Source organism: Anoxybacillus sp. PDR2 (genome assembly GCF_009834045.1).
Lineage (GTDB): Bacteria > Bacillota > Bacilli > Bacillales > Anoxybacillaceae > Anoxybacteroides > Anoxybacteroides rupiense.
On record NZ_CP047158.1, the window covers coordinates 3,365,997 to 3,385,589 of the forward strand.

Here is a 19,593-nt window from a genome sequence, read left to right on the forward strand (position 1 = left end):
CTAGCGAGGGACTAACGCTTCAACACCTTTAATCTGAGGAAAAAGGGGACAGGCAGCACCTTTAGGCAACGGATATGTCACTTAAACATAACAGAAGCTGGCTCCAATCGCAATACGAACGATTATGAACCAGCTCAAAAATTACTCTTTTGCTGCATGGCGCTCCTTTAATACAGCAAGCACGGCATCAAGCGGCAATTTTTGTTCACGCAACAGGACAAGCAAATGATACAATAAATCGGCAACTTCCCATTTTAGTTCTTCTGGATTGCGGTTTTTGGCTGCAATAACGACTTCGGTTGCTTCTTCGCCTAGCTTTTTTAAAATCTTATCAATTCCTTTTTCAAATAAATAAGTTGTATACGCCCCTTCCGGACGCTCCGCTTCACGTTTGGCGATAATTTGTTCAAGCTGATTAACAATGGAGAAGCGGTCAGTGTATGCGCCAGCTGCTTCGCCGTGGATCGTTTCGGAAAAACAAGAATAGCTTCCGGTATGGCAGGCAGGCCCTTGCGGTTCTACCAGCATAAGGAGAGCATCTTGATCGCAATCATAACGCATCTCAAGAATGCGTTGCGTATTCCCGGAGGTTTCTCCTTTATGCCACAACTCTTGGCGGGAGCGGCTATAAAACCATGCTTCCCCTGTTTCAAGCGATTTTTGCAGCGCCTCTTCATTCATATAAGCAAGTGTCAACACTTCCTTGCTTTGCGCATCTTGCACAATAGCGGGAACGAGCCCTCTTTCATCAAAACGAATATTAGAAATATTCATCGGACGTGCACTCCTCTCTCGCGCAAATAGGCTTTTACTTCTTTAACAGACGTTTCTTTATAATGAAAAATCGAGGCAGCTAAAGCAGCGTCGGCTTTTCCTTTAAGAAACGCCGAAACAAAATGCTCTGCATGGCCCGCGCCTCCCGAAGCAATGACTGGAACGGAAACAGCTTCGCTCACTTTTTTTGTAAGCTCAAGGTCAAAACCGTTTTTTCCTCCATCACAGTCCATGCTTGTTAATAAAATTTCACCTGCGCCGTGCTCTACCGCTTGCTTGGCCCATTCGACCACTTCCCAATTCGTCGGCTTGCGCCCTCCATGTGTATAGACGCGCCAAGAACCGAGCTCTTCATCGTATTTGGCATCGATCGCTACGACTATGCATTGTGAACCGAAAAAATCAGCTCCCTCACTAATAAGCGAGGGACGGATGACTGCCGCCGTATTTAAAGACACCTTATCCGCACCAGCGCGAAGAATGCGCTTCATATCTTCTAACGAATGGATTCCGCCGCCGACTGTAAACGGAATGGCAAGCTGTGCCGCGACATTCTCAACGACTTCGATCATGGTTTTTCGTCCCTCATGGGAAGCGGAAATATCTAAAAACACCAGCTCATCGGCCCCTTGTTCGTCGTAAAATTCCGCCAATTCAACTGGATCTCCCGCATCGCGCAACTGCACAAATTGAACCCCTTTTACCACGCGGCCATCCTTCACATCAAGACAAGGAATAATGCGCTTTGTAATCATTCGCCCTGCACCACCTTTAACGCCTCAGCAACAGTAAACTGATTTGTATACAATGCCTTTCCAATAATGGCTCCTGTTACTCCTTCATGGACAAACGGCTTCAATGTTCGCAAATCATGGAGAGAACGGACTCCTCCTGAAGCGATCACATTCCGTCCGGTTGCCCGCGCCATATCGGCAACCGCTTCAATATTCGGCCCAGACAGCATGCCATCCGTCGCAATATCGGTAAAAATAAACGTCTGCGCTCCAGCCTCCGCCAGTTCTTTTCCCAGCTCTTCCGCCTTGACATTCGATGTATTCAACCATCCTTCTGTTGCCACATAGCCGTTTTTAGCATCAATGCCAATCGCAATGCGCTCGCCGTATGTGGTCAGCATTTTTTTGACAAAAGAAGGATTGGAAATAGCAGCGCTGCCTAAAATCACGCGAGCCACCCCGTTATCCAAGTAGTAAGCGACATCCTCTTCCGTACGGATGCCCCCGCCCACTTGCACATTCACCTTTAACTGCCGGACAACCTCAATGACAAAGCGATCATGGATACGGCGTCCCTCCTTTGCGCCATCGAGATCGACCATATGAATCCATTGCGCTCCCTGCTTGGCAAATAGACGCGCCATCTCAAACGGCGAGTCGCCATATACCGTTTCCTTATTATAATCGCCCTGTAATAGCCGAACACACTTGCCGCCGCGCATGTCGATCGCCGGATAAATGGTAAACGCCGTCATCATTCGTTCTCCTTTCTTGCTACAAGATCCGCATAATTTTTTAATATGTTCATTCCGATGCTGCTGCTTTTTTCCGGATGAAATTGTGTTCCAAATAAATAGTTTTGACCCACGACAGCCGGAACTTCCACATCATATGTGCTGCTTGCCAGCACAACCTCTTGATCGGTTGAATCGACATAGTATGAGTGAACAAAATAGACATATCCTTCTTCGACATTTTTAAAAAGCGGAGACGGATAACGAATGTGCAGACGATTCCATCCCATATGCGGTACTTTATACGCTTCACCACTTGAGGTCGTTCCCGGAAAACGGACAACGCGGCCTTTTAATAGCCGAAGCCCTTCCGTCCTGCCATTCTCCTCGCTCTCATCGAACAAAAGCTGCATCCCAAGACAAATTCCAAGCAGCGGCGTTCCGTTTTCCACCGCTTCACGAATAAAATCAGACAGCCCTGTTTCATTCAAGATGTGCATGGCATCTTTAAAAGATCCGACCCCCGGCAAAATAAGGCCTTTCGTTTTCTTGAGCTGATCCACGTTCCCTGAAACGATAGATTCATAGTTCAAGCGCTCTAGCGCTTTGCTGACGCTGTATAAGTTGCCCATTCCATAATCAATAATGCCAATCATTTATAACATTCCTTTCGTCGATGGAACTCCCTTTACACGCGGGTCAATCATCGTCGCTTCAGCCAATGCTCTCCCCAGCGCTTTAAACACCGCTTCAATCATATGGTGAGTATTGCGGCCATAATGAACAATCACATGCAAGTTCATGCGCGCCTCCAAGGCCAGCTTCCATAAAAATTCATGCACAAGCTCCACATCAAACGTCCCAACTTTTGGGCTTGGGAATTCGCCACGAAACTCAAAGTGCGGTCGGTTGCTTAAATCAATCACGACTTGTGCAAGCGCCTCGTCCATTGGCACAAACGCGTTGCCATAGCGTCTAATTCCTTTTTTATCACCTAAAGCTTCTCGAAGCGCCTGCCCTAAGCAGATTCCGATATCTTCCGTTGTATGATGGTCGTCGATTTCAATATCGCCGACAGCCTTTACCTGTAAATCAAACTGCCCATGCTTCGCAAAAAGATCCAGCATATGGGTTAAAAACGGCACTCCTGTTTCAAGCTCCGCTTTTCCCTCGCCCTCCAGCGTCAGTTCCAATTGAATATCTGTTTCATTGGTCGTTCGTGAAATCATAGCCTTTCTCATGATGTTTCTCCCCCTTGATTTTTCAAACGTTCTTCTACAGCCCGCGCATGTGCTTCCAGCCCTTCTAGCCGCGCCAGCGCAGCAATTTTTGCGGCGTTAGCCACTAGCGCCTGTTCGCTGTATAAAATAAGGCTCGATTTTTTAACAAACTCATCGACGCTCAATCCGCTTGAAAAACGAGCCGTTCCATTCGTAGGCAGCACATGGTTCGTGCCGGCAAAATAATCGCCTACGGGCTCAGAGCTAAACCGCCCTAAAAAAATCGCGCCAGCGTGACGAATTTGTCCAACGAGGCTCATCGGATCATTCGTGATCATTTCCAAATGCTCCGGAGCCAGCTCATTAACGGCGGCGATCGCTTCCTCCATCGTCTCGGTCACATAAATCGCTCCATATTGTTCGATAGCGGCAGCGGCGATCTCCTTGCGCGGCAGCGTTTCCAGCTGTGCTTCTACCTCGCTCGCGACTTCCAGCGCCAATTTCATGGAAGGGGTGACAAGGATACTGGAAGCGCGCTCATCATGCTCAGCCTGTGACAAAAGATCAGCGGCAATTTCATTCGCTTTTGCTGTTTCATCAGCTAGCACCACGATTTCACTCGGTCCGGCAATCATGTCGATCGCCACTTGCCCGAACACTTCCCGCTTCGCCAGCGCCACATAAATGTTGCCTGGACCAAAAATTTTATCAACCGGCTGAATGGTTTCTGTCCCATAAGCAAGGGCGGCGATCGCTTGGGCACCCCCGATTTTATAAATCTCTTGAATTCCAAGCTCGCAAGCCGCGACAAGCACTCCTGCCGGCAAGCTGCCTTGGTCATCGGGAGGAGATACGATCACAATCCGCTTGACTCCTGCTACTTGTGCGGGAATGACATTCATTAAAACAGAAGAGGGGTAAGCCGCTGTACCGCCCGGCACATAAAGCCCGACCGCATCAAGCGGTGTGATCTTCTGACCGAGGATCGTTCCGTCCTCCTTCATCATCATCCAAGACTCCCGCTTTTGGCGTTCATGATACTCGCGAATATTTTCCGCCGCTTCGCGAATGATGGCAATCAAGGAGGAATCCAGTTGCTCATAAGCTTGGTCCATTTCCTGCTTTGATACCTGCAACGATTCAAGTAAGACGCCGTCAAATCTTTCCGTATATTCCTTTAAGGCCACATCTCCTTTGCGCCGTACCTCTTCAATAATAGTTCGGACTGTCTGTCTTTGCTGTTCGGTCCCCGTTTCGATCGATCGCTTCAATGATAAGGCGCGCGTCAGTCGCTCAATCTTCATGTCACACTCCACCCCTTTCATTCCTCGCCAATGATGACTGATAACCGCTCGACAAACTCATGAATAGGCGCTGCCTTCATGCGATAACTCACTGGATTCACAATTAAGCGAGAGGTTACCTCCACAATTTTCTCTAGCTCCACCAGCCCATTCTCTTTTAATGTTCTTCCGGTCGAAACAATATCGACAATTCGGTCCGCCAATCCGACGAGCGGCGCAAGTTCAATAGAGCCGTTTAAGTGAATAATTTCAACTTGCTCTCCCTTTTCGCGAAAATAGCTGGAGGCAATATTCGGATATTTCGTCGCCACTCTTGGCGCAATCCGATTCATTTTTCCATCAGGCAACCCGGCAACGGCTAAATGACATGGGCTGATTTTTAAATCCAAAATCTCATACACATCCCGTTCCTCTTCTAGCATGACATCTTTTCCGGCAATCCCTACATCAGCGACACCATGCTCAACATATGTGCTGACATCCATTGGTTTCGCCAAAATAAAACGCATCTTCTCTTCGGGAACATCGATAATCAGCTTACGAGATTCATCCAATTCAGGCGGAAGCCGGTAGCCGGCTCGACGCAGCAGCTCCACCGCTTCTTCAAAAATGCGGCCTTTTGGCATCGCAACGGTTAACATACGCTATTCCTCCCTTGACCATGAACCGGCACATATTCATCCAATCACAAAAGCGGCAACGGCGGGAACCCGCCTTCCATCATGGATCACAAGCATTTCGTGATCATGAATTTTGACCAATTAAGTAAGTAATGTGGTGATATTGTTTTGCGCAAGCATCAATATTTTCGATTCCCGATATGTGCTGCATAACGACTTTTTCACCGTTTTTTCGCCGCTGATTCGCCAATTGAATCGCTTCTGAAAGCCTTTCTTGACTAAAAATAATGCAATGGATCTCCCGGCTCTCCTCCGGTTCGCCTAGCGCTTCAATCAACCGGTCGACCCGAATCCCAAATCCGGTAGCGGGAGCCTTTCGTTCAAACTTTTCCAACAATTCATCGTAACGCCCGCCGTTTCCAAGCGGAAAGCCGACTTTTTCTGCATATACTTCAAATAAAATTCCCGTGTAATAGCTCATATGGCTCACAAGATTGAAATCAAACTTAATATGTTCCGTCACTTGATACAGTTTGAGATGTTCATACAGCTGCTCCAGCTCGGCAATCGTGTCGATTCCGTTCTCTCTATCCACCAGCTCGAGCGCCCTCTCAATACTTTCGGCTCCACCGCGCAATTCAAGCAGATTTAAAAGCCGCTGCTTATCGATCGAGGAAAGCGGCAATGATTTGACATGTTCACGGTAACCAACGTAATTTTTTTCATACAAAAAGCGGCGCAACGTATTGGAACGCTCTTCATTTCCTAAAATATCTAAAAATAGCGCATGAACATAGCCAATATGTCCAATTGTGACTGTAAATCGATCAAGCCCTATCTGTTTTAAGGCGGCAATCATTAAGCTAATCACTTCTGCATCTGCGGCAATGGTGCCATCGCCGATGCATTCCACTCCAATTTGTTCAAATTCGGCCGGGCGCCCTCCCTCTCGCTGCTGGGCGCGAAACACATTCGCATGATAAGCCAACCGGAGCGGATTTCCGCTTTCGTAAAGCTTTGACGCAGCCAAGCGGGCAATCGGCGCCGTCATATCAGGACGCAAAACAAGCGTATGACCCTGCTGATCAAGAAGCTTAAACAATTGATGGTCATCAATCGCTGAAGCAGTACCAACCGTTTCGTAATATTCTAACGTCGGAGTTTCAATAAACTCGTATCCCCATTGTTCAATTTCATTCGCCATTGTTCGGCGGACGTGCTGCTTCGCTTTATATAAAAAAGGTAATGTATCGCGCATCCCCAACGGTTTTTCAAACATAAACAGCTTTCTAGACATAGTAACCCGCCTTTACCGAAATACTTTAGTTTGCTAATATGGTAGAGAGATGAAGTTATTTGTAGTTTACTCCTTGTCGGGGCTTACGTCAAGGTTAAGATGATTCAAAATAGCACTAATCACTACAAGAAGCTTAATGAATTCATGCTTTCCATAATAAAAATGGTCCATCAACAACATTTCTCCTGCCTAAGCATAAGAAATCGCTATTTATGGACAAGCGCCTGCCGTCTATATCCCATCCATCGCATAAAAAGTGAATCGACAACACCTATGGATACGAACACACATATTTTCCATTCGTTCGGCGAACCGCTATCAAAGGCTGATGGACTTGCCTTCAACCGTCAAAAAGCTCATTTAACTGTACCAAACGAATTCTCTTGAAAGATACAAATGATGAACTCCTCTTAACCAATGGCGATGATGTTTTCTATCAGCCTATATTTGTACACTACGCTATAGAAAAAAGAAAAGCCGCCTCTCATCTTATGAAAGCGGCTTATTCATACGGATCATTCGCATCGGATTGCCGGCCACAAATGCACCTGGAGGCACATCCTTGTGTACCACCGTTCCTGCAGCCACAATCGCGCGATCGCCAATGACCACTCCCGGGAGAATGGTGGAATTCGCGCCGATCATGACTTCATCGCCGATGATGACATCGCCTAGGCGATATTCATCAATCAAATACTCATGCGCTAAAATCGTGGTATTATAGCCAATAATCGAATTGCGGCCAATTTTGATTTTTTCTGGGAACATAATATCCGGCATCACCATAAACGCAAGTGCGGTTTTCTCGCCAATTTCCATATGCAAAAATGTGCGGTACAGCCAATTTTTCAGCCGCATAAATGGCGTGTAGCGCCCTATTTGAATGATCACTACATTTTTAAACACCTTCCAAAACGAGACCGTTTTATACACTTGCCACAACGAATTGGCTCCAGATACCGGATATTTTGTCGTTCGTCTCAAAATTTATTCCACCCCTACAATCGCCAATAAATCACTCATTTTCTCAAGCATAAAGTCTGGTTCATACTTCTCCAGATACTCTCTTCCTTTAATGGCCCATGCTACTCCTGCCGTCTTTGTTCCCGCTTGCTTTCCCGCCAAAATGTCATGATAATTATCTCCAACCATGAGCGTTTCTTCTGGAACAGAACCTAAAAGCTCAAGCGCCTTCAAAATCGGTTCAGGATGCGGTTTCGCGTTTTGTACGTCATCCAGCCCGACAACACAGCGGAAAAACGGATCAAGCTTTGTCCGCTTTAATCCCATCAGCGCCGTCGCGTTCATTTTTGTCGTCACGACTCCCAATTGAAAGTCGTGCTGGTGTAGCACGGCAATCGTTTCATATACCGTTTCATATTCTTTTATGAGCGCATCGTGCTGGCGATGGTTGAACGCCCGATAGGTCGCAATCATCTCTTCTACCCGTGCTGCATCAAGCGCAGCAAAGGTATCGTAAAGCGGCGGACCGATAAACGGCAGGACATCCTCCCGTCTATATTTTCCGGGATAGTAGGTTTCCAACGTATGCAAAAATGACTGGATAATGAGTTCATTTGTATCAATCAGCGTGCCATCCAAATCAAATAAAATCGTGCGAATGTTCATTAGGCTGCTTCCCTTCTCCCTGTTTTTCTATAAACATTCCAAACAAATCCGACCATCATCGTCAATAGAACAGCTGTTGTCAAGCGAATCAGCAAAAGCGGCCATACCGGGATGCCAAGCGGAACAAATAATAGTGTATCCTCTACCACCGCATGGCACGCAGAAAGAAACAGAAAAGCAAGCGTGACATCTTTCTTCGATACACCATCCTCTTGTACCGCCTGAATCATGACTCCCGCTCCATATGCCAAACCAAATAAAAGTCCCGCCGCCAGCGTCATCGACGTATTTTCTTTCATTCCAAGCATTTTCGTCAATGGGGACATCCAACGTGAAAACACATCAAGCCATTTTAAATCCTTCAAAATTTGAATCCCGACCATGAGCGGAATGACAATCATGGCGAGCTGCATAATTCCGAACAATGCTTTTTTCACGCCTGCCCAAACGACAGGTCCCCATCCGGAAAACTCTGCTGAAGAGCTAGAGATCATACCATATTGCGCCACCTCATCTCCTCCCTGCCAAATCAGATGAATGAGGAGCGCAGAAACAATCGCCAGCATAACGCGAACACCAACAGCTAAAGCTACATGGACCCCCACTCTTCCAGCAACTGTCACTTCCACAAGCAAATTGTGGGAAAACGAAAGCATGACAGCTAAAATCAATACTTCTTTTACCGTCAGATGCAGCGTCAAAATCGCGCCAATTCCAGCATATAAGTTTAAAAAATTCCCCAACACAAGAGGAATGGCAGCCTCCCCTGGCAGGCCGATCCATTTCATCAGCGGAGATACCACTCGAATGATCCACGGCAAAATCGGCGTATACTGCAGAATCGATACGATAAGAGTAACCGGAAAAATAATTTTTCCAAGCGCTCCCGTCGTCTTCACGCCGACTGCCAGCCCTTTTTTGACCGTCTCGACCAATCCGCTTCCCCCTTTTCTAATCTAAATAACGCTCCTTTGCCCATCCTTTTACCCGCCGTACCATCCACAATCCGGCCGCTAACACAACCAGGGCAATGGAGACAACTTGGGCAATCCGCAAATGATCTGTCAGCATTAAGCTATCTGTCCGCATTCCCTCGATAAAAAAGCGACCGACCGAATACCAGATTAAATAGCTGAGAAATAACTCACCGCGTCGCAAATTGATCCGACGCAACATGATCAGCAAGAAAAAGCCCATCAAATTCCAAATCGACTCATATAAAAAAGTCGGATGATAATATTGGCCGTTGATATACATTTGGTTAATAATAAAATCTGGAAGGTGCAAGCTTTCAAGAAAATGGCGCGTCACTGGTCCGCCGTGCGCTTCTTGGTTCATAAAGTTGCCCCAACGGCCGATCGCCTGGCCTAAAATAATGCTAGGCGCTGCAATATCGGCCAGTTTCCAAAACGAAATGCCCCGCCTTTTGGCAAAGACGACTCCCGTAATGATTGCGCCAATTAAGCCTCCATGGATGGCTAAGCCTCCCTCCCAAATTTTAGGGATTTCAGCAGGATGCTTCGCGTAATAATCCCATTCAAACATCACATAATATGTACGGGCACAAATAATCGCAATCGGAACAGCTAATAAAACGAGATCCACAAATGTTTCTTTTGCCAATCCACGCTTGACCGCTTCTCGCGTCGCAATCCACAGTCCAAGCAGCACGCCTGTTCCAATAATCACTCCATACCAATAAATAGTGATAGGACCAAGGTGTAAAAATACACGATCTAATGGCTGAATCGCTGGATCCACCTTATCCTTCCTCCTCTCTTATTCGTAATCATGATCTCCATCCTCAATGGCATCTGTTAAGCGTGCCGAAAACTCTTCAGCAGCATTCATTCCCATTCGTTTCAAGCGGAAATTCATGGCGGCTACCTCAATAATGACCGCTAAATTTCGGCCGGGTCTTACTGGAATCGTCAATTTTGTCACTTCTGTATCAATAATTCTCACTTTTTCTTCTTCTAAACCGAGCCGATCATATTGTTTATTCGGATCCCACAACTCCAAATCCACGACGAGCGAAATGCGCTTATGTGTCCGCACGGCTCCTGCACCGAACAATGTCATCATATTAATGATACCAAGCCCGCGAATTTCCAGAAGATGCTCAATCAGCTCTGGAGCATTACCGACGAGAAGGCCTTCATCCTCTTGACGAATTTCTACGCAGTCATCGGCCACAAGACGATGGCCTCGCTTTACCAACTCCAGCGCCGTTTCACTTTTTCCGACACCGCTTTTTCCGGTAATCAGCACGCCAACACCGTATACATCAACCAATACCCCGTGCACAGCGGTCGTCGGAGCCAGCTTGCTTTCCAAAAAATTCGTCAATCGGCTCGAAAGGCGTGTCGTTTTCATCGTTGAACGCATGACCGGAACCGAATGGCGCTCAGATGCTTCAATTAATTCTTGCGGAACATCCAGCCCGCGCGATACAATAATTCCCGGCGTAATATCTGTACAAAGCTTTTCCATGCGAATCTTCTTTTCAGCCGGGTGCAATCGTTCAAAAAACGAAAGCTCTGTTTTTCCTAGCAATTGAATCCGCTCAGCTGGATAGTAGGCAAAATATCCCGCCATTTCAATTCCTGGCCGCGATAAATCGCTTGTTGTAATCGGACGGTGTACTCCTTCCGCCCCGCTGATTAATTCAAGCTGAAATTGTTCAATCAAATCTTGCGTCCGAACTTTCGGCATCAAAACCCCCCCTTTGCTTTTCCATTTTAACACTTTTCCCAACGCATGTGAAAAAAGAAAAAACGTTCGCGCCGAAGCGGAACGTTTTTAGTCTCTATCGCTAATCGCATCAATGATGACATGAAAGAGAGAAATCGCAAGCGAAGCCAACAAGGCCGCACCGAATCCATCAATTGTAAATGAGTCGCCCATCAGCCATGATGTCATAAGCAATGTTAAAGCATTGATCACAAATAAAAATAGTCCAAACGTTAAGACGGTTACCGGAAGCGTTAAGACAATCAAAATCGGTTTGACGACCATATTTAAGAGCGACAGCAGAAAGCTAGCTAAAAGCGCAGCGCCAACCCCAGACAAATGAATGGACTGAAAATAGCCGGCAAGCGCCAACAATAGCACGGCATTGACAATAATATGCGCAAGCCACTTCATCGTTCCATCCCCTCTTGCGGCATCACCAAGGCAGCGATGACGTAAAATAAAACAAATGGCATAATTCCAGTCGATAAAAGCAAAATCACAAAAATTAACCGAGTGAGCGTTGAATCGATTCGAAAATAAGCGGCCAAGCCGCCGAGAACGCCCGCTATTTTGCGGTCATGATAAGACCGAACCAGTTTTTTGTTCATGGTTTCACTCCATTCTATGCTTCTTGCAATACTTGAATGCCTTTGATCACATTCCAAATGATGACCAATAAATGAATCATCCCTCCAACTACGATTCCCAAAAACGGCAGCGCTGCCAAGCCATCATGGTTGGTCGCTGCGGCAATGATAAAACCACCGATGGACAGCACAAGAATGAAAAACGGAAGAAGATGCGAAAACAGCGATTTTTTCGCATGTTTTTTGACCTTCTCCTCTTTCGTGACAAAATAAACAATCACCGGAAAAAGAAACGGCGCAAAAAACACGCTAAAATAGCAAGTGGCCGATAACAGCTTAGATGAATTCACCTTCATCGCTCCCTTCTTTATATCAATATATACGACGCATATACCGAAAAGTTTCAGCACTTCATGCTATACATAGATGGGATTCTCACTAGCATCCTTGAAAACAAAGCATCTCATGAGCCTCTCCCACCTTCACTCCGTTTAAGGGAGGAAGACTTCCCGGTGGATGGTGTTGAATTTCCAATCTGAGCTTCTCTGCATCAAAAGAAGGAAGCGCAATGATGATGATCTTGCCCCCTATTCAGCGCATCTATTTCTCCTGTGCTTATCTTTCCCTCTTTGGCTAGACCTTATCTGTTCATGTGAATGTGAAAAAAGGGCCCTTGATTAGGGCACCTTTATTTCTTCATACATCGCTTGCATTCGCTGGCGGTCGCGCTCTAAAATGCGTTTTAAATACAGTCCCGTATAGGACCCTTTCACTTCGGCGATTTCCTCTGGGGTTCCCACCGCCACGATTCGTCCGCCTTTATCGCCACCTTCAGGACCGAGATCAATAATATAATCAGCCGCTTTAATGACATCAAGATTATGCTCAATAACAAGCACAGTATCACCGTTATCCACCAGCCGCTGAAGCACTTTAAGCAAGCGGGCGATATCATCAATATGCAAGCCTGTGGTCGGCTCATCTAAAATATAGAGAGTGCGCCCTGTCGAACGGCGATGCAGTTCGGACGCCAATTTTACCCGCTGCGCCTCTCCCCCAGATAGCGTTGTCGCCGGCTGTCCAAGCTTGATATAGCCTAATCCAACATCATAAATCGTTTGCAGCTTTCGCTTGATTTTCGGAATGTTTTCAAAGAAGGCGAGCGCATCCTCCACCGTCATTTCCAGCACTTCGGCAATGTTTTTATCCTTATATTTCACTTCCAGCGTTTCACGGTTATAGCGTTTGCCGTGGCATACTTCACATGGAACGTACACATCCGGCAAAAAGTGCATTTCAATTTTAATAATGCCATCGCCACGGCAGGCTTCGCAGCGGCCGCCCTTCACGTTAAAGCTAAAACGGCCTTTCTGATAGCCGCGCACCTTCGCCTCGTTCGTAGCTGCAAACACCTCACGAATATCATCAAATACTCCCGTATACGTGGCCGGATTGGAGCGAGGCGTACGCCCGATCGGAGACTGGTCGATGTCAATGACTTTATCCAGATGCTCGATTCCTTTCAATGCTTTATACTCTCCAGGCTTCGCTTTCGCTCCTTGTAATTTTTGCGCCAGCGCTTTGTGCAAAATTTCATTGACAAGCGTACTTTTCCCCGACCCTGATACCCCTGTCACAGCCACAAACGTGCCAAGCGGGATTTTCACGGACACATTTCTTAAATTGTTTTCTTTTGCACCATGTATTTCAAGCCAGCGGCCATCCGGCTTGCGGCGTTCCGGCGGAAGCGGAATAAACTTTTTGCCCGACAAATATTGGCCTGTTAGGGAATGAGGATCGTTCATGACTTCTTCCGGCGTTCCGGCCGCCACTACTTGGCCGCCATGAATGCCGGCGCCTGGACCAATGTCAATCAAATAATCAGCAGCCAGCATCGTGTCTTCGTCATGTTCTACGACAATCAGCGTATTGCCGATGTCTCTCATGTTTTTGAGCGTATCAATCAGCCGATCGTTGTCACGCTGATGGAGTCCGATGGACGGCTCGTCCAAAATGTAAAGCACACCCGTTAGCCGGGAGCCAATTTGGGTCGCAAGACGAATGCGCTGTGCCTCCCCGCCTGATAATGTGCCGGCTGAACGGCTTAATGTTAAATAATCTAAGCCCACATTATTTAGGAAACCAAGCCGTTCTATGATCTCACGCAAAATCATATGGGCAATTTTCTGCTCTTTTTCACTCAATTCTAAGCTCCGGAAAAACGCGAGCGCTTCCGTGACAGACAGCGATGCCACTTCCCCAATATGCTTGCCGCCGACAAGCACGGCTAAGCTTTCTTTTTTTAAACGATAGCCTTTACACGTCGGACACGGCTGATCAGCCATATATTTTTCCATTTGCTCGCGAATATAATCAGAGCTTGTTTCGCGGTAACGCCGTTCAATATTGGGAATAACCCCTTCAAATTCAATGTAATGTTCGCGAATTTGTCCAAAGTCATTTTCATAACGAAAATAAATTTTTTCACCATTGCTTCCATACAGAATGCGATTTAACTGCTCCTTCGGCAGCTCCTTTACCGGAACATCCATATCAATTCCATAATGCTGGCAAACAGCCGCCAACAGCTGCGGATAATATTGGGAGCTTTGCGGTTCCCATGGAGCGATCGCATGCTCGCGCAAGGTGAGTTCATCATTCGGAATGACTAAGTCCCGGTCTACCTCCAATTTAGCGCCCAGCCCGTCACAATCGGGACACGCTCCGTACGGACTGTTGAATGAAAACATGCGCGGCTCAAGCTCGCCAATCGAAAAACCGCAATACGGACAAGCGTGATGCTCGCTAAACAGAAGTTCCTCTTCTCCGACCACATCAATAATCACTTTGCCGTCAGCCAGCTTCAGCGCTGTTTCCAGAGAATCAGCCAAGCGCGAGGCAATGCCTTCCTTCACAACGATGCGATCAATCACTACTTCAATAGAATGCTTTTTATTTTTTTCTAATTCGATGTCTTCCGATAGCTCGCGCATCTCGCCGTCTATGCGCACGCGTACATATCCCTGTTTTTTGATCTCTTCTAGCGTTTTAACATGCGTTCCTTTTCTTCCCGATACGATCGGCGCTAATACTTGAATTTTCGTTCGTTCCGGGTAAGCTAAAATGCGGTCAACCATTTGTTCAATGGTTTGCGACGTAATTTCAATGCCGTGCTCTGGACAAACGGGACGGCCAATCCGCGCAAACAATAAGCGCAAATAATCATAAATTTCGGTAACCGTTCCCACTGTGGAGCGCGGATTGCGGCTCGTCGTTTTCTGATCGATTGAAATGGCCGGAGATAGCCCTTCGATCGTATCGACATCCGGCTTGTCCATTTGTCCTAAAAATTGGCGGGCGTATGCCGAAAGCGATTCGACATAGCGCCGCTGCCCTTCCGCATAAATCGTATCAAACGCCAACGACGATTTTCCTGAACCTGATAACCCCGTTAAAACAACAAGTTGGTCTCGCGGGATCTCAATGTCCATATTCTTTAGATTATGAACTCTTGCCCCTTTAATCGTAATTTTATCCATTGGCATAAGCTTTTGATCATCCTTCCGCTTTGAGTTCAAAAATTAAATCGCGAAGCTCGGCCGCGCGTTCAAAGTCAAGCGCTTTGGCCGCTTCTTTCATTTCTTTTTCTAAGTTCGCCACAAGCTGCTCCCGCTCTTTTTTCGTCCATTTGCGGCGATCCGGCTTCACCTCGTACGACTCTGGCTGTTCAGCCGCATACGTCGCACGAATGACATCACGAATCCCCTTTTGAATCGTCTTCGGTACGATGCCATGCTCACGGTTATAGGCCTCTTGGATGGAACGGCGCCGTTTTGTTTCATTGATCGCAATCTCCATCGATTGGGTGATCGTATCGGCATACATAATCACATGACCGTTGGCATTGCGGGCCGCTCGTCCAATCGTCTGGATCAGCGAACGCTCTGAACGCAAAAATCCTTCCTTATCAGCATCTAAAATCGCGACAAGCGACACCTCCGGAATATCCAATCCCTCTCTTAACAAGTTAATGCCAACAAGCACGTCGTATTTGCCGATGCGCAGGTCGCGGATGATTTCAATGCGTTCAAGCGTTTTAATTTCCGAATGCAAATAGGCCACCTTAATCCCTATTTCCTTCAAGTAATCAGTTAAATCTTCCGCCATTTTTTTCGTGAGCGTCGTCACTAGTGTTCGCTCATTCCGCTTCACGCGTTCATGAATTTCATCGATCAAGTCATCTATTTGCCCTTGAATTGGACGAACATCAATCGTCGGATCCAAAAGCCCGGTCGGCCGAATAATTTGCTCGACCATTTCCGGACTATGCTCCAATTCGTATGGTCCCGGCGTTGCCGACACATAAATAATTTGGTTCACTTTTTTCTCAAACTCTTCAAACGTCAGCGGACGGTTGTCAAGCGCTGACGGCAGGCGGAAGCCGTGATCGACCAGCACCTGTTTGCGTGCTTTGTCGCCATTATACATCCCGCGAATCTGCGGCAGTGTGACGTGCGATTCATCAATCACAATTAAAAAATCGTCTGGAAAATAATCGAGCAGCGTATAAGGAGTCGATCCTGGCGGGCGCAATGTTAAATGGCGTGAGTAGTTTTCAATTCCTGAACAAAAGCCCATTTCCCGCATCATTTCAAGATCATAGCGCGTGCGCTGCTCAAGCCGCTGCGCTTCCAACAGCTTGCCCTGCTCCCGCAACTCCTTCAAGCGTTCTTCCAGCTCTTGCTCGATATTTTGAATCGCCAGCTGCATTTTTTCATCGCGCGTGACGAAGTGGGAAGCTGGGAAAATCGCAACATGCTCCCGCTCTCCGATAATTTCTCCCGTCAGCGCATCTACCTCGCGAATCCGTTCAATCTCATCACCAAAAAACTCGACACGAATGCAATGCTCGTCGCGCGAAGCCGGAAAAATTTCGACGACATCACCGCGAACGCGAAACGTTCCCCGCTGAAAATCAATGTCATTGCGCGTATACTGCACATCGACTAAACGGCGCAGCAATTCGTTTCTTTCGATTTCCATCCCTGTCCGCAAAGATACGACAAGCTCTCGATATTCTTCCGGAGAACCCAAGCCGTAAATGCATGATACACTGGCCACAATAATGACATCGCGCCGCTCAAATAAAGCAGATGTGGCCGAATGCCGCAGCTTATCAATTTCATCGTTGATGCTTGCGTCCTTTTCAATATACGTATCCGTCTGCGGCACATACGCTTCCGGCTGATAGTAGTCATAGTAGCTCACAAAATACTCAACTGCATTATTTGGAAAAAACTCCTTCAATTCACTATATAGCTGGCCCGCCAATGTTTTATTATGAGCAATGACCAGCGTCGGTTTACTCACCTTCTGGATGACGTTAGAAATGGTAAAGGTCTTTCCTGTTCCTGTCGCTCCTAATAGCGTTTGATGCTTCGTACCGTTCAAAATTCCTTCCACCAGCTTAGCAATTGCCTTTGGCTGGTCGCCTTGCGGCTGATAGGCTGATACTAATTGAAAATGATCTTTCACCTGCGCAAAGCCCCCTTCGTATTCATCCTAATTGTATTGTACCACATGAATGCTTAAGATGCACAAAAAATACGAACTTATATTCGTTTCCAAAACTTTCGTAAGCCTTACAGAGCGAACAGCTATTTCCATCTCTTTGGCTGCAATAACAAAAGCCACCGCAAAAGAACGGTTCAATCGATCTTTTGCGGTGGCTTTCTTCTTATTTTTTAAATTTTTTTACCATTTTCTCTGCATATAAAAAGCCTGCCGTTGTCGACGCAATATCCGCTAACACTTCATGAAGCTCGTTTGTATATCCTTTGACATAAGAAGCTACTAACAGCGCCACTGTCAGCAGCGTCCCCACATAATGATTATAAGTGACACGAGTAAAAAGCAGCACTAGCAAAAACGGCACGATTAATGCAACGAGAAACCACATAAGCAAAACCCCTTATCTATACAGCTTCCGATGTCCATTTTTCCCGCGTTTGCACAAACAACAATCCAAGCTCGTGATGCTCATTTTCATATAACGCTCCTTGGACAAAACGGACTTCCTCATTTTGATCCAACACCTCTAGCTTACAAAAAGCGCGGTTATGCTGCAATGCCTCATAAAATTCTTTTTCCGTTTTAACTGGTATGCCGTTCACTTTCACAATCACTTCGCCGATTTTCAGCCCGATTTTTTCAGCCTTCGATTCTGGTAAAATTCCTAAAATAACCAATCCCTGCTCTTGCTGTGAAAAATACGGGGGACGGGAACGGTCTTGCCGATGCTGCCAAAAAGCCAGACATTCTCTAGCAATCAACGCCGCAGCTGCAACCGCGATTCCTAAGGAAGGAAACCAAGAAGACGCCAAAGCTCCCGCGCAGACAGCGGCCGCTAACCAGAGCACGCGACGGCCGGCCATTTGAATAGAGGCTCGTGGATGCATGCCTTGCATATGCTGCGAGAAGCCGAGCAAAAATGGCACCAGAGCGAATGAATATGAATGATCCACGCCCGAAAACAATGGCCACCATGAAAAAGGTGAAGAGAGCGGGCCATTGGAAATTGGCAGAAGCACAGGCACAAACCAAATCCTATCTACCCAATGTTCTCCAATCATAAGCCCCCTCTTGCTTTTAGCAAGCTGCGGAGAAGTAGCCACTGCTCCGTTTCGCAAAATGAGAAACCCCTCGGCAAATAACAGCAATGCAAGCAGCCATATGAAAACGGATATAGGCGCCTCGTGAAGGCTTTCCACATATTTTGAAACCAACGGCCAAGCGCCTCCGTATTTCATAAAACCAGCTGCAAGCAAAACCAATCCCCCAACCGTATAAGCAGGAGATAGTAACCGCATCTGTCCTGTCAAGCTCAGCAAAACCGTCACATAAAAAAGCAGCAGCAACACATCGTGGGGTACCGCCATTCCAGACACTACCGTCACGATGGAAAGAAACAAGCCAACGGCCCAACCGCTGCGCCAAAAAAAGACACTTTCCTGAAACCAGCCATATACGCGAATATGAAAATGCTTCCGCTCTTTATTCATTCGACGCCAGCCGACGAAAGCCGCAAGCAGCACGCCATAATACAAAAGGGGCTCGGTCAACAACCGCCCGACTCCTTTCAAAAGTTCCATCCCCCACATGCCAAGCATGGGCTTCACCTCCGATCATCATGAACGTATCTACTGATCTACTTTTCATTCTAGCAAATCGCTTCTACAAATCATACGATTGGCTGCATATTTTTTTATATGTTATTCGACAAATGGCGAATTTTTTCCTATTCCCACTTTCTTTGCCGAATGAGCACTAGTTTTGTCATCGTAAAAGGAATTTGGACATTCGATGGAAAAAATGATATAGACAAGGAAAGAAAAGAGGAGGAAAAACCATGGAACTAAAAACGAGCAATGTTGCCAAGCGGCTTGGAGTATCGCCTAAAACGATTCAGCGCTGGGTTAAAAAATACGAGATTCCATGCAAAAAAAACGAAGCAGGACATTACATATTCGATTCTGAAACACTTGCATTGCTTGAACAGATCAAATTTGAGCAAGGAGCGGCTCTTGAAGAGTGCGAAACAGAAGAAGAAAATGAAAAAAACATTCTGTGCCCAGAAGACTTTTTCTCCACTCATCTTCAACCACATCTAAACGAATTCACCTCACGTTTTCAACGCATTGAACGCCAGCTTGAGCAAAAAGCAGATGAAGTTGTATCCGTTCAACTGTTGCAGCACCGCCGCGAAATTGAAGAGCTGCATTCTTACATCCGTCAGCTTGAACAACGCATCTCCCTGCTGGAAGAAGCCAATGAGAAGCGCGAAGCGGACGATTCTTTGTCTAAAAAGCAAAAACGCCGCGGCGTAGGCCGAATTATCGGCTTATTTGTGTGAACCTTTCATCTCTAACACATGAACGTTCAATATCTAATAACATCAC

General features: G+C 46.7%; 21 protein-coding genes. 1 reads left to right on the forward strand and 20 read right to left on the reverse strand.

All coding sequences use genetic code 11. The features are described 5' to 3' along the window. Positions 1-141 precede the first annotated feature (141 nt). The 20 genes from hisIE to GRQ40_RS16340 all read right to left on the reverse strand — a co-directional run bounded on the left by hisIE (position 142) and on the right by GRQ40_RS16340 (position 18,804). Entirely contained in the window at positions 142-774 is a 633-nt protein-coding gene (hisIE, locus tag GRQ40_RS16245; protein ID WP_159720372.1) for a bifunctional phosphoribosyl-AMP cyclohydrolase/phosphoribosyl-ATP diphosphatase HisIE, read from the reverse strand. Then, complete coding sequence (gene hisF, locus GRQ40_RS16250; RefSeq protein WP_066149699.1) at positions 771-1,529, reverse strand: imidazole glycerol phosphate synthase subunit HisF; 759 nt, start codon at positions 1,527-1,529, stop codon at positions 771-773. Before hisF ends, hisIE begins: the two co-directional genes overlap by 4 nt. Beyond that, on the reverse strand, positions 1,526-2,263 hold the full coding sequence (gene hisA, locus GRQ40_RS16255; protein ID WP_066149696.1) for a 1-(5-phosphoribosyl)-5-[(5-phosphoribosylamino)methylideneamino]imidazole-4-carboxamide isomerase: 738 nt from the start codon (positions 2,261-2,263) through the stop codon (positions 1,526-1,528). Before hisA ends, hisF begins: the two co-directional genes overlap by 4 nt. Next, positions 2,263-2,898, reverse strand: coding sequence for an imidazole glycerol phosphate synthase subunit HisH (gene hisH, locus GRQ40_RS16260; protein WP_066149693.1), 636 nt, complete (start codon positions 2,896-2,898; stop codon positions 2,263-2,265). The genes hisA and hisH overlap by 1 nt, the downstream gene beginning before the upstream one ends. Continuing rightward, entirely contained in the window at positions 2,899-3,486 is a 588-nt protein-coding gene (hisB, locus tag GRQ40_RS16265) for an imidazoleglycerol-phosphate dehydratase HisB (protein ID WP_044741452.1), read from the reverse strand. Continuing rightward, the gene (gene hisD / locus GRQ40_RS16270; protein WP_159720373.1) at positions 3,480-4,766 is read right to left on the reverse strand and encodes a histidinol dehydrogenase; all 1,287 of its coding nucleotides are present in this window, start codon (positions 4,764-4,766) and stop codon (positions 3,480-3,482) included. The genes hisB and hisD overlap by 7 nt, the downstream gene beginning before the upstream one ends. Positions 4,767-4,783: 17 nt before the next feature. Then, a complete protein-coding gene (gene hisG, locus GRQ40_RS16275; protein WP_066149684.1) occupies positions 4,784-5,407 on the reverse strand; it encodes an ATP phosphoribosyltransferase in 624 nt (207 codons plus the stop codon). A 103-nt stretch (positions 5,408-5,510) separates the two neighbouring features. Then, entirely contained in the window at positions 5,511-6,683 is a 1,173-nt protein-coding gene (locus tag GRQ40_RS16280; RefSeq protein WP_159720374.1) for an ATP phosphoribosyltransferase regulatory subunit, read from the reverse strand. Between the two features lie 489 nt (positions 6,684-7,172). After that, positions 7,173-7,667 carry an acyltransferase gene (locus tag GRQ40_RS16285; protein ID WP_066149679.1) on the reverse strand — a complete coding sequence of 165 codons (495 nt, stop codon included), beginning with the start codon at positions 7,665-7,667 and terminating at the stop codon, positions 7,173-7,175. Between the two features lie 3 nt (positions 7,668-7,670). After that, a complete protein-coding gene (gene ppaX, locus GRQ40_RS16290) occupies positions 7,671-8,312 on the reverse strand; it encodes a pyrophosphatase PpaX (protein WP_044741457.1) in 642 nt (213 codons plus the stop codon). Then, positions 8,312-9,247, reverse strand: a complete 936-nt coding sequence (locus tag GRQ40_RS16295) for a nucleoside recognition domain-containing protein (protein WP_080860192.1) — start codon at positions 9,245-9,247, stop codon at positions 8,312-8,314. Before GRQ40_RS16295 ends, ppaX begins: the two co-directional genes overlap by 1 nt. Positions 9,248-9,263: 16 nt before the next feature. Then, positions 9,264-10,073: a prolipoprotein diacylglyceryl transferase gene (gene lgt / locus GRQ40_RS16300; protein ID WP_159720375.1), complete on the reverse strand. Its 810-nt coding sequence runs from the start codon at positions 10,071-10,073 to the stop codon at positions 9,264-9,266. A gap of 18 nt (positions 10,074-10,091) precedes the next feature. After that, the gene (gene hprK / locus GRQ40_RS16305) at positions 10,092-11,027 is read right to left on the reverse strand and encodes an HPr(Ser) kinase/phosphatase (RefSeq protein ID WP_044741460.1); all 936 of its coding nucleotides are present in this window, start codon (positions 11,025-11,027) and stop codon (positions 10,092-10,094) included. Positions 11,028-11,114: 87 nt separating this feature from the next. Next, positions 11,115-11,459 (reverse strand): phage holin family protein, encoded by a 345-nt coding sequence (locus tag GRQ40_RS16310; protein WP_080860193.1) that lies wholly within the window; start codon positions 11,457-11,459, stop codon positions 11,115-11,117. Further along, positions 11,456-11,656 carry a PspC domain-containing protein gene (locus GRQ40_RS16315; protein WP_066149663.1) on the reverse strand — a complete coding sequence of 67 codons (201 nt, stop codon included), beginning with the start codon at positions 11,654-11,656 and terminating at the stop codon, positions 11,456-11,458. Before GRQ40_RS16315 ends, GRQ40_RS16310 begins: the two co-directional genes overlap by 4 nt. A gap of 14 nt (positions 11,657-11,670) precedes the next feature. Then, positions 11,671-11,985: a magnetosome magnetite crystal formation protein family gene (locus GRQ40_RS16320; protein ID WP_044741481.1), complete on the reverse strand. Its 315-nt coding sequence runs from the start codon at positions 11,983-11,985 to the stop codon at positions 11,671-11,673. Positions 11,986-12,312: 327 nt separating this feature from the next. Then, positions 12,313-15,174, reverse strand: a complete 2,862-nt coding sequence (uvrA, locus tag GRQ40_RS16325) for an excinuclease ABC subunit UvrA (protein WP_370514208.1) — start codon at positions 15,172-15,174, stop codon at positions 12,313-12,315. A 16-nt stretch (positions 15,175-15,190) separates the two neighbouring features. Beyond that, positions 15,191-17,170: an excinuclease ABC subunit UvrB gene (gene uvrB / locus GRQ40_RS16330; RefSeq protein WP_080860198.1), complete on the reverse strand. Its 1,980-nt coding sequence runs from the start codon at positions 17,168-17,170 to the stop codon at positions 15,191-15,193. Between the two features lie 202 nt (positions 17,171-17,372). Further along, a complete protein-coding gene (locus tag GRQ40_RS16335) occupies positions 17,373-17,594 on the reverse strand; it encodes a CsbA family protein (RefSeq protein WP_044741465.1) in 222 nt (73 codons plus the stop codon). A gap of 16 nt (positions 17,595-17,610) precedes the next feature. Further along, positions 17,611-18,804 (reverse strand): PDZ domain-containing protein, encoded by a 1,194-nt coding sequence (locus GRQ40_RS16340; RefSeq protein WP_159720377.1) that lies wholly within the window; start codon positions 18,802-18,804, stop codon positions 17,611-17,613. A gap of 239 nt (positions 18,805-19,043) precedes the next feature. Between GRQ40_RS16340 and GRQ40_RS16345 the strand changes: the two genes are divergently transcribed. Next, positions 19,044-19,547, forward strand: coding sequence for a MerR family transcriptional regulator (locus GRQ40_RS16345; RefSeq protein ID WP_066149651.1), 504 nt, complete (start codon positions 19,044-19,046; stop codon positions 19,545-19,547). Positions 19,548-19,593: the final 46 nt, after the last annotated feature.

What these genes read in the sequence shown, in the direction of transcription:
- hisIE (WP_159720372.1), bottom strand. Translation starts at nt 774, where the DNA reads ATGAATATTTCTAATATTCGTTTTGATGAAAGAGGGCTCGTTCCCGCT.
- hisF (WP_066149699.1), bottom strand. Translation starts at nt 1,529, where the DNA reads ATGATTACAAAGCGCATTATTCCTTGTCTTGATGTGAAGGATGGCCGC.
- hisA (WP_066149696.1), bottom strand. Translation starts at nt 2,263, where the DNA reads ATGACGGCGTTTACCATTTATCCGGCGATCGACATGCGCGGCGGCAAG.
- hisH (WP_066149693.1), bottom strand. Translation starts at nt 2,898, where the DNA reads ATGATTGGCATTATTGATTATGGAATGGGCAACTTATACAGCGTCAGC.
- hisD (WP_159720373.1), bottom strand. Translation starts at nt 4,766, where the DNA reads ATGAAGATTGAGCGACTGACGCGCGCCTTATCATTGAAGCGATCGATC.
- hisG (WP_066149684.1), bottom strand. Translation starts at nt 5,407, where the DNA reads ATGTTAACCGTTGCGATGCCAAAAGGCCGCATTTTTGAAGAAGCGGTG.
- GRQ40_RS16280 (WP_159720374.1), bottom strand. Translation starts at nt 6,683, where the DNA reads ATGTCTAGAAAGCTGTTTATGTTTGAAAAACCGTTGGGGATGCGCGAT.
- ppaX (WP_044741457.1), bottom strand. Translation starts at nt 8,312, where the DNA reads ATGAACATTCGCACGATTTTATTTGATTTGGATGGCACGCTGATTGAT.
- hprK (WP_044741460.1), bottom strand. Translation starts at nt 11,027, where the DNA reads ATGCCGAAAGTTCGGACGCAAGATTTGATTGAACAATTTCAGCTTGAA.
- GRQ40_RS16310 (WP_080860193.1), bottom strand. Translation starts at nt 11,459, where the DNA reads ATGAAGTGGCTTGCGCATATTATTGTCAATGCCGTGCTATTGTTGGCG.
- GRQ40_RS16315 (WP_066149663.1), bottom strand. Translation starts at nt 11,656, where the DNA reads ATGAACAAAAAACTGGTTCGGTCTTATCATGACCGCAAAATAGCGGGC.
- uvrA (WP_370514208.1), bottom strand. Translation starts at nt 15,174, where the DNA reads ATGGATAAAATTACGATTAAAGGGGCAAGAGTTCATAATCTAAAGAAT.
- GRQ40_RS16335 (WP_044741465.1), bottom strand. Translation starts at nt 17,594, where the DNA reads ATGTGGTTTCTCGTTGCATTAATCGTGCCGTTTTTGCTAGTGCTGCTT.
- GRQ40_RS16340 (WP_159720377.1), bottom strand. Translation starts at nt 18,804, where the DNA reads ATGCTTGGCATGTGGGGGATGGAACTTTTGAAAGGAGTCGGGCGGTTG.
- GRQ40_RS16345 (WP_066149651.1), top strand. Translation starts at nt 19,044, where the DNA reads ATGGAACTAAAAACGAGCAATGTTGCCAAGCGGCTTGGAGTATCGCCT.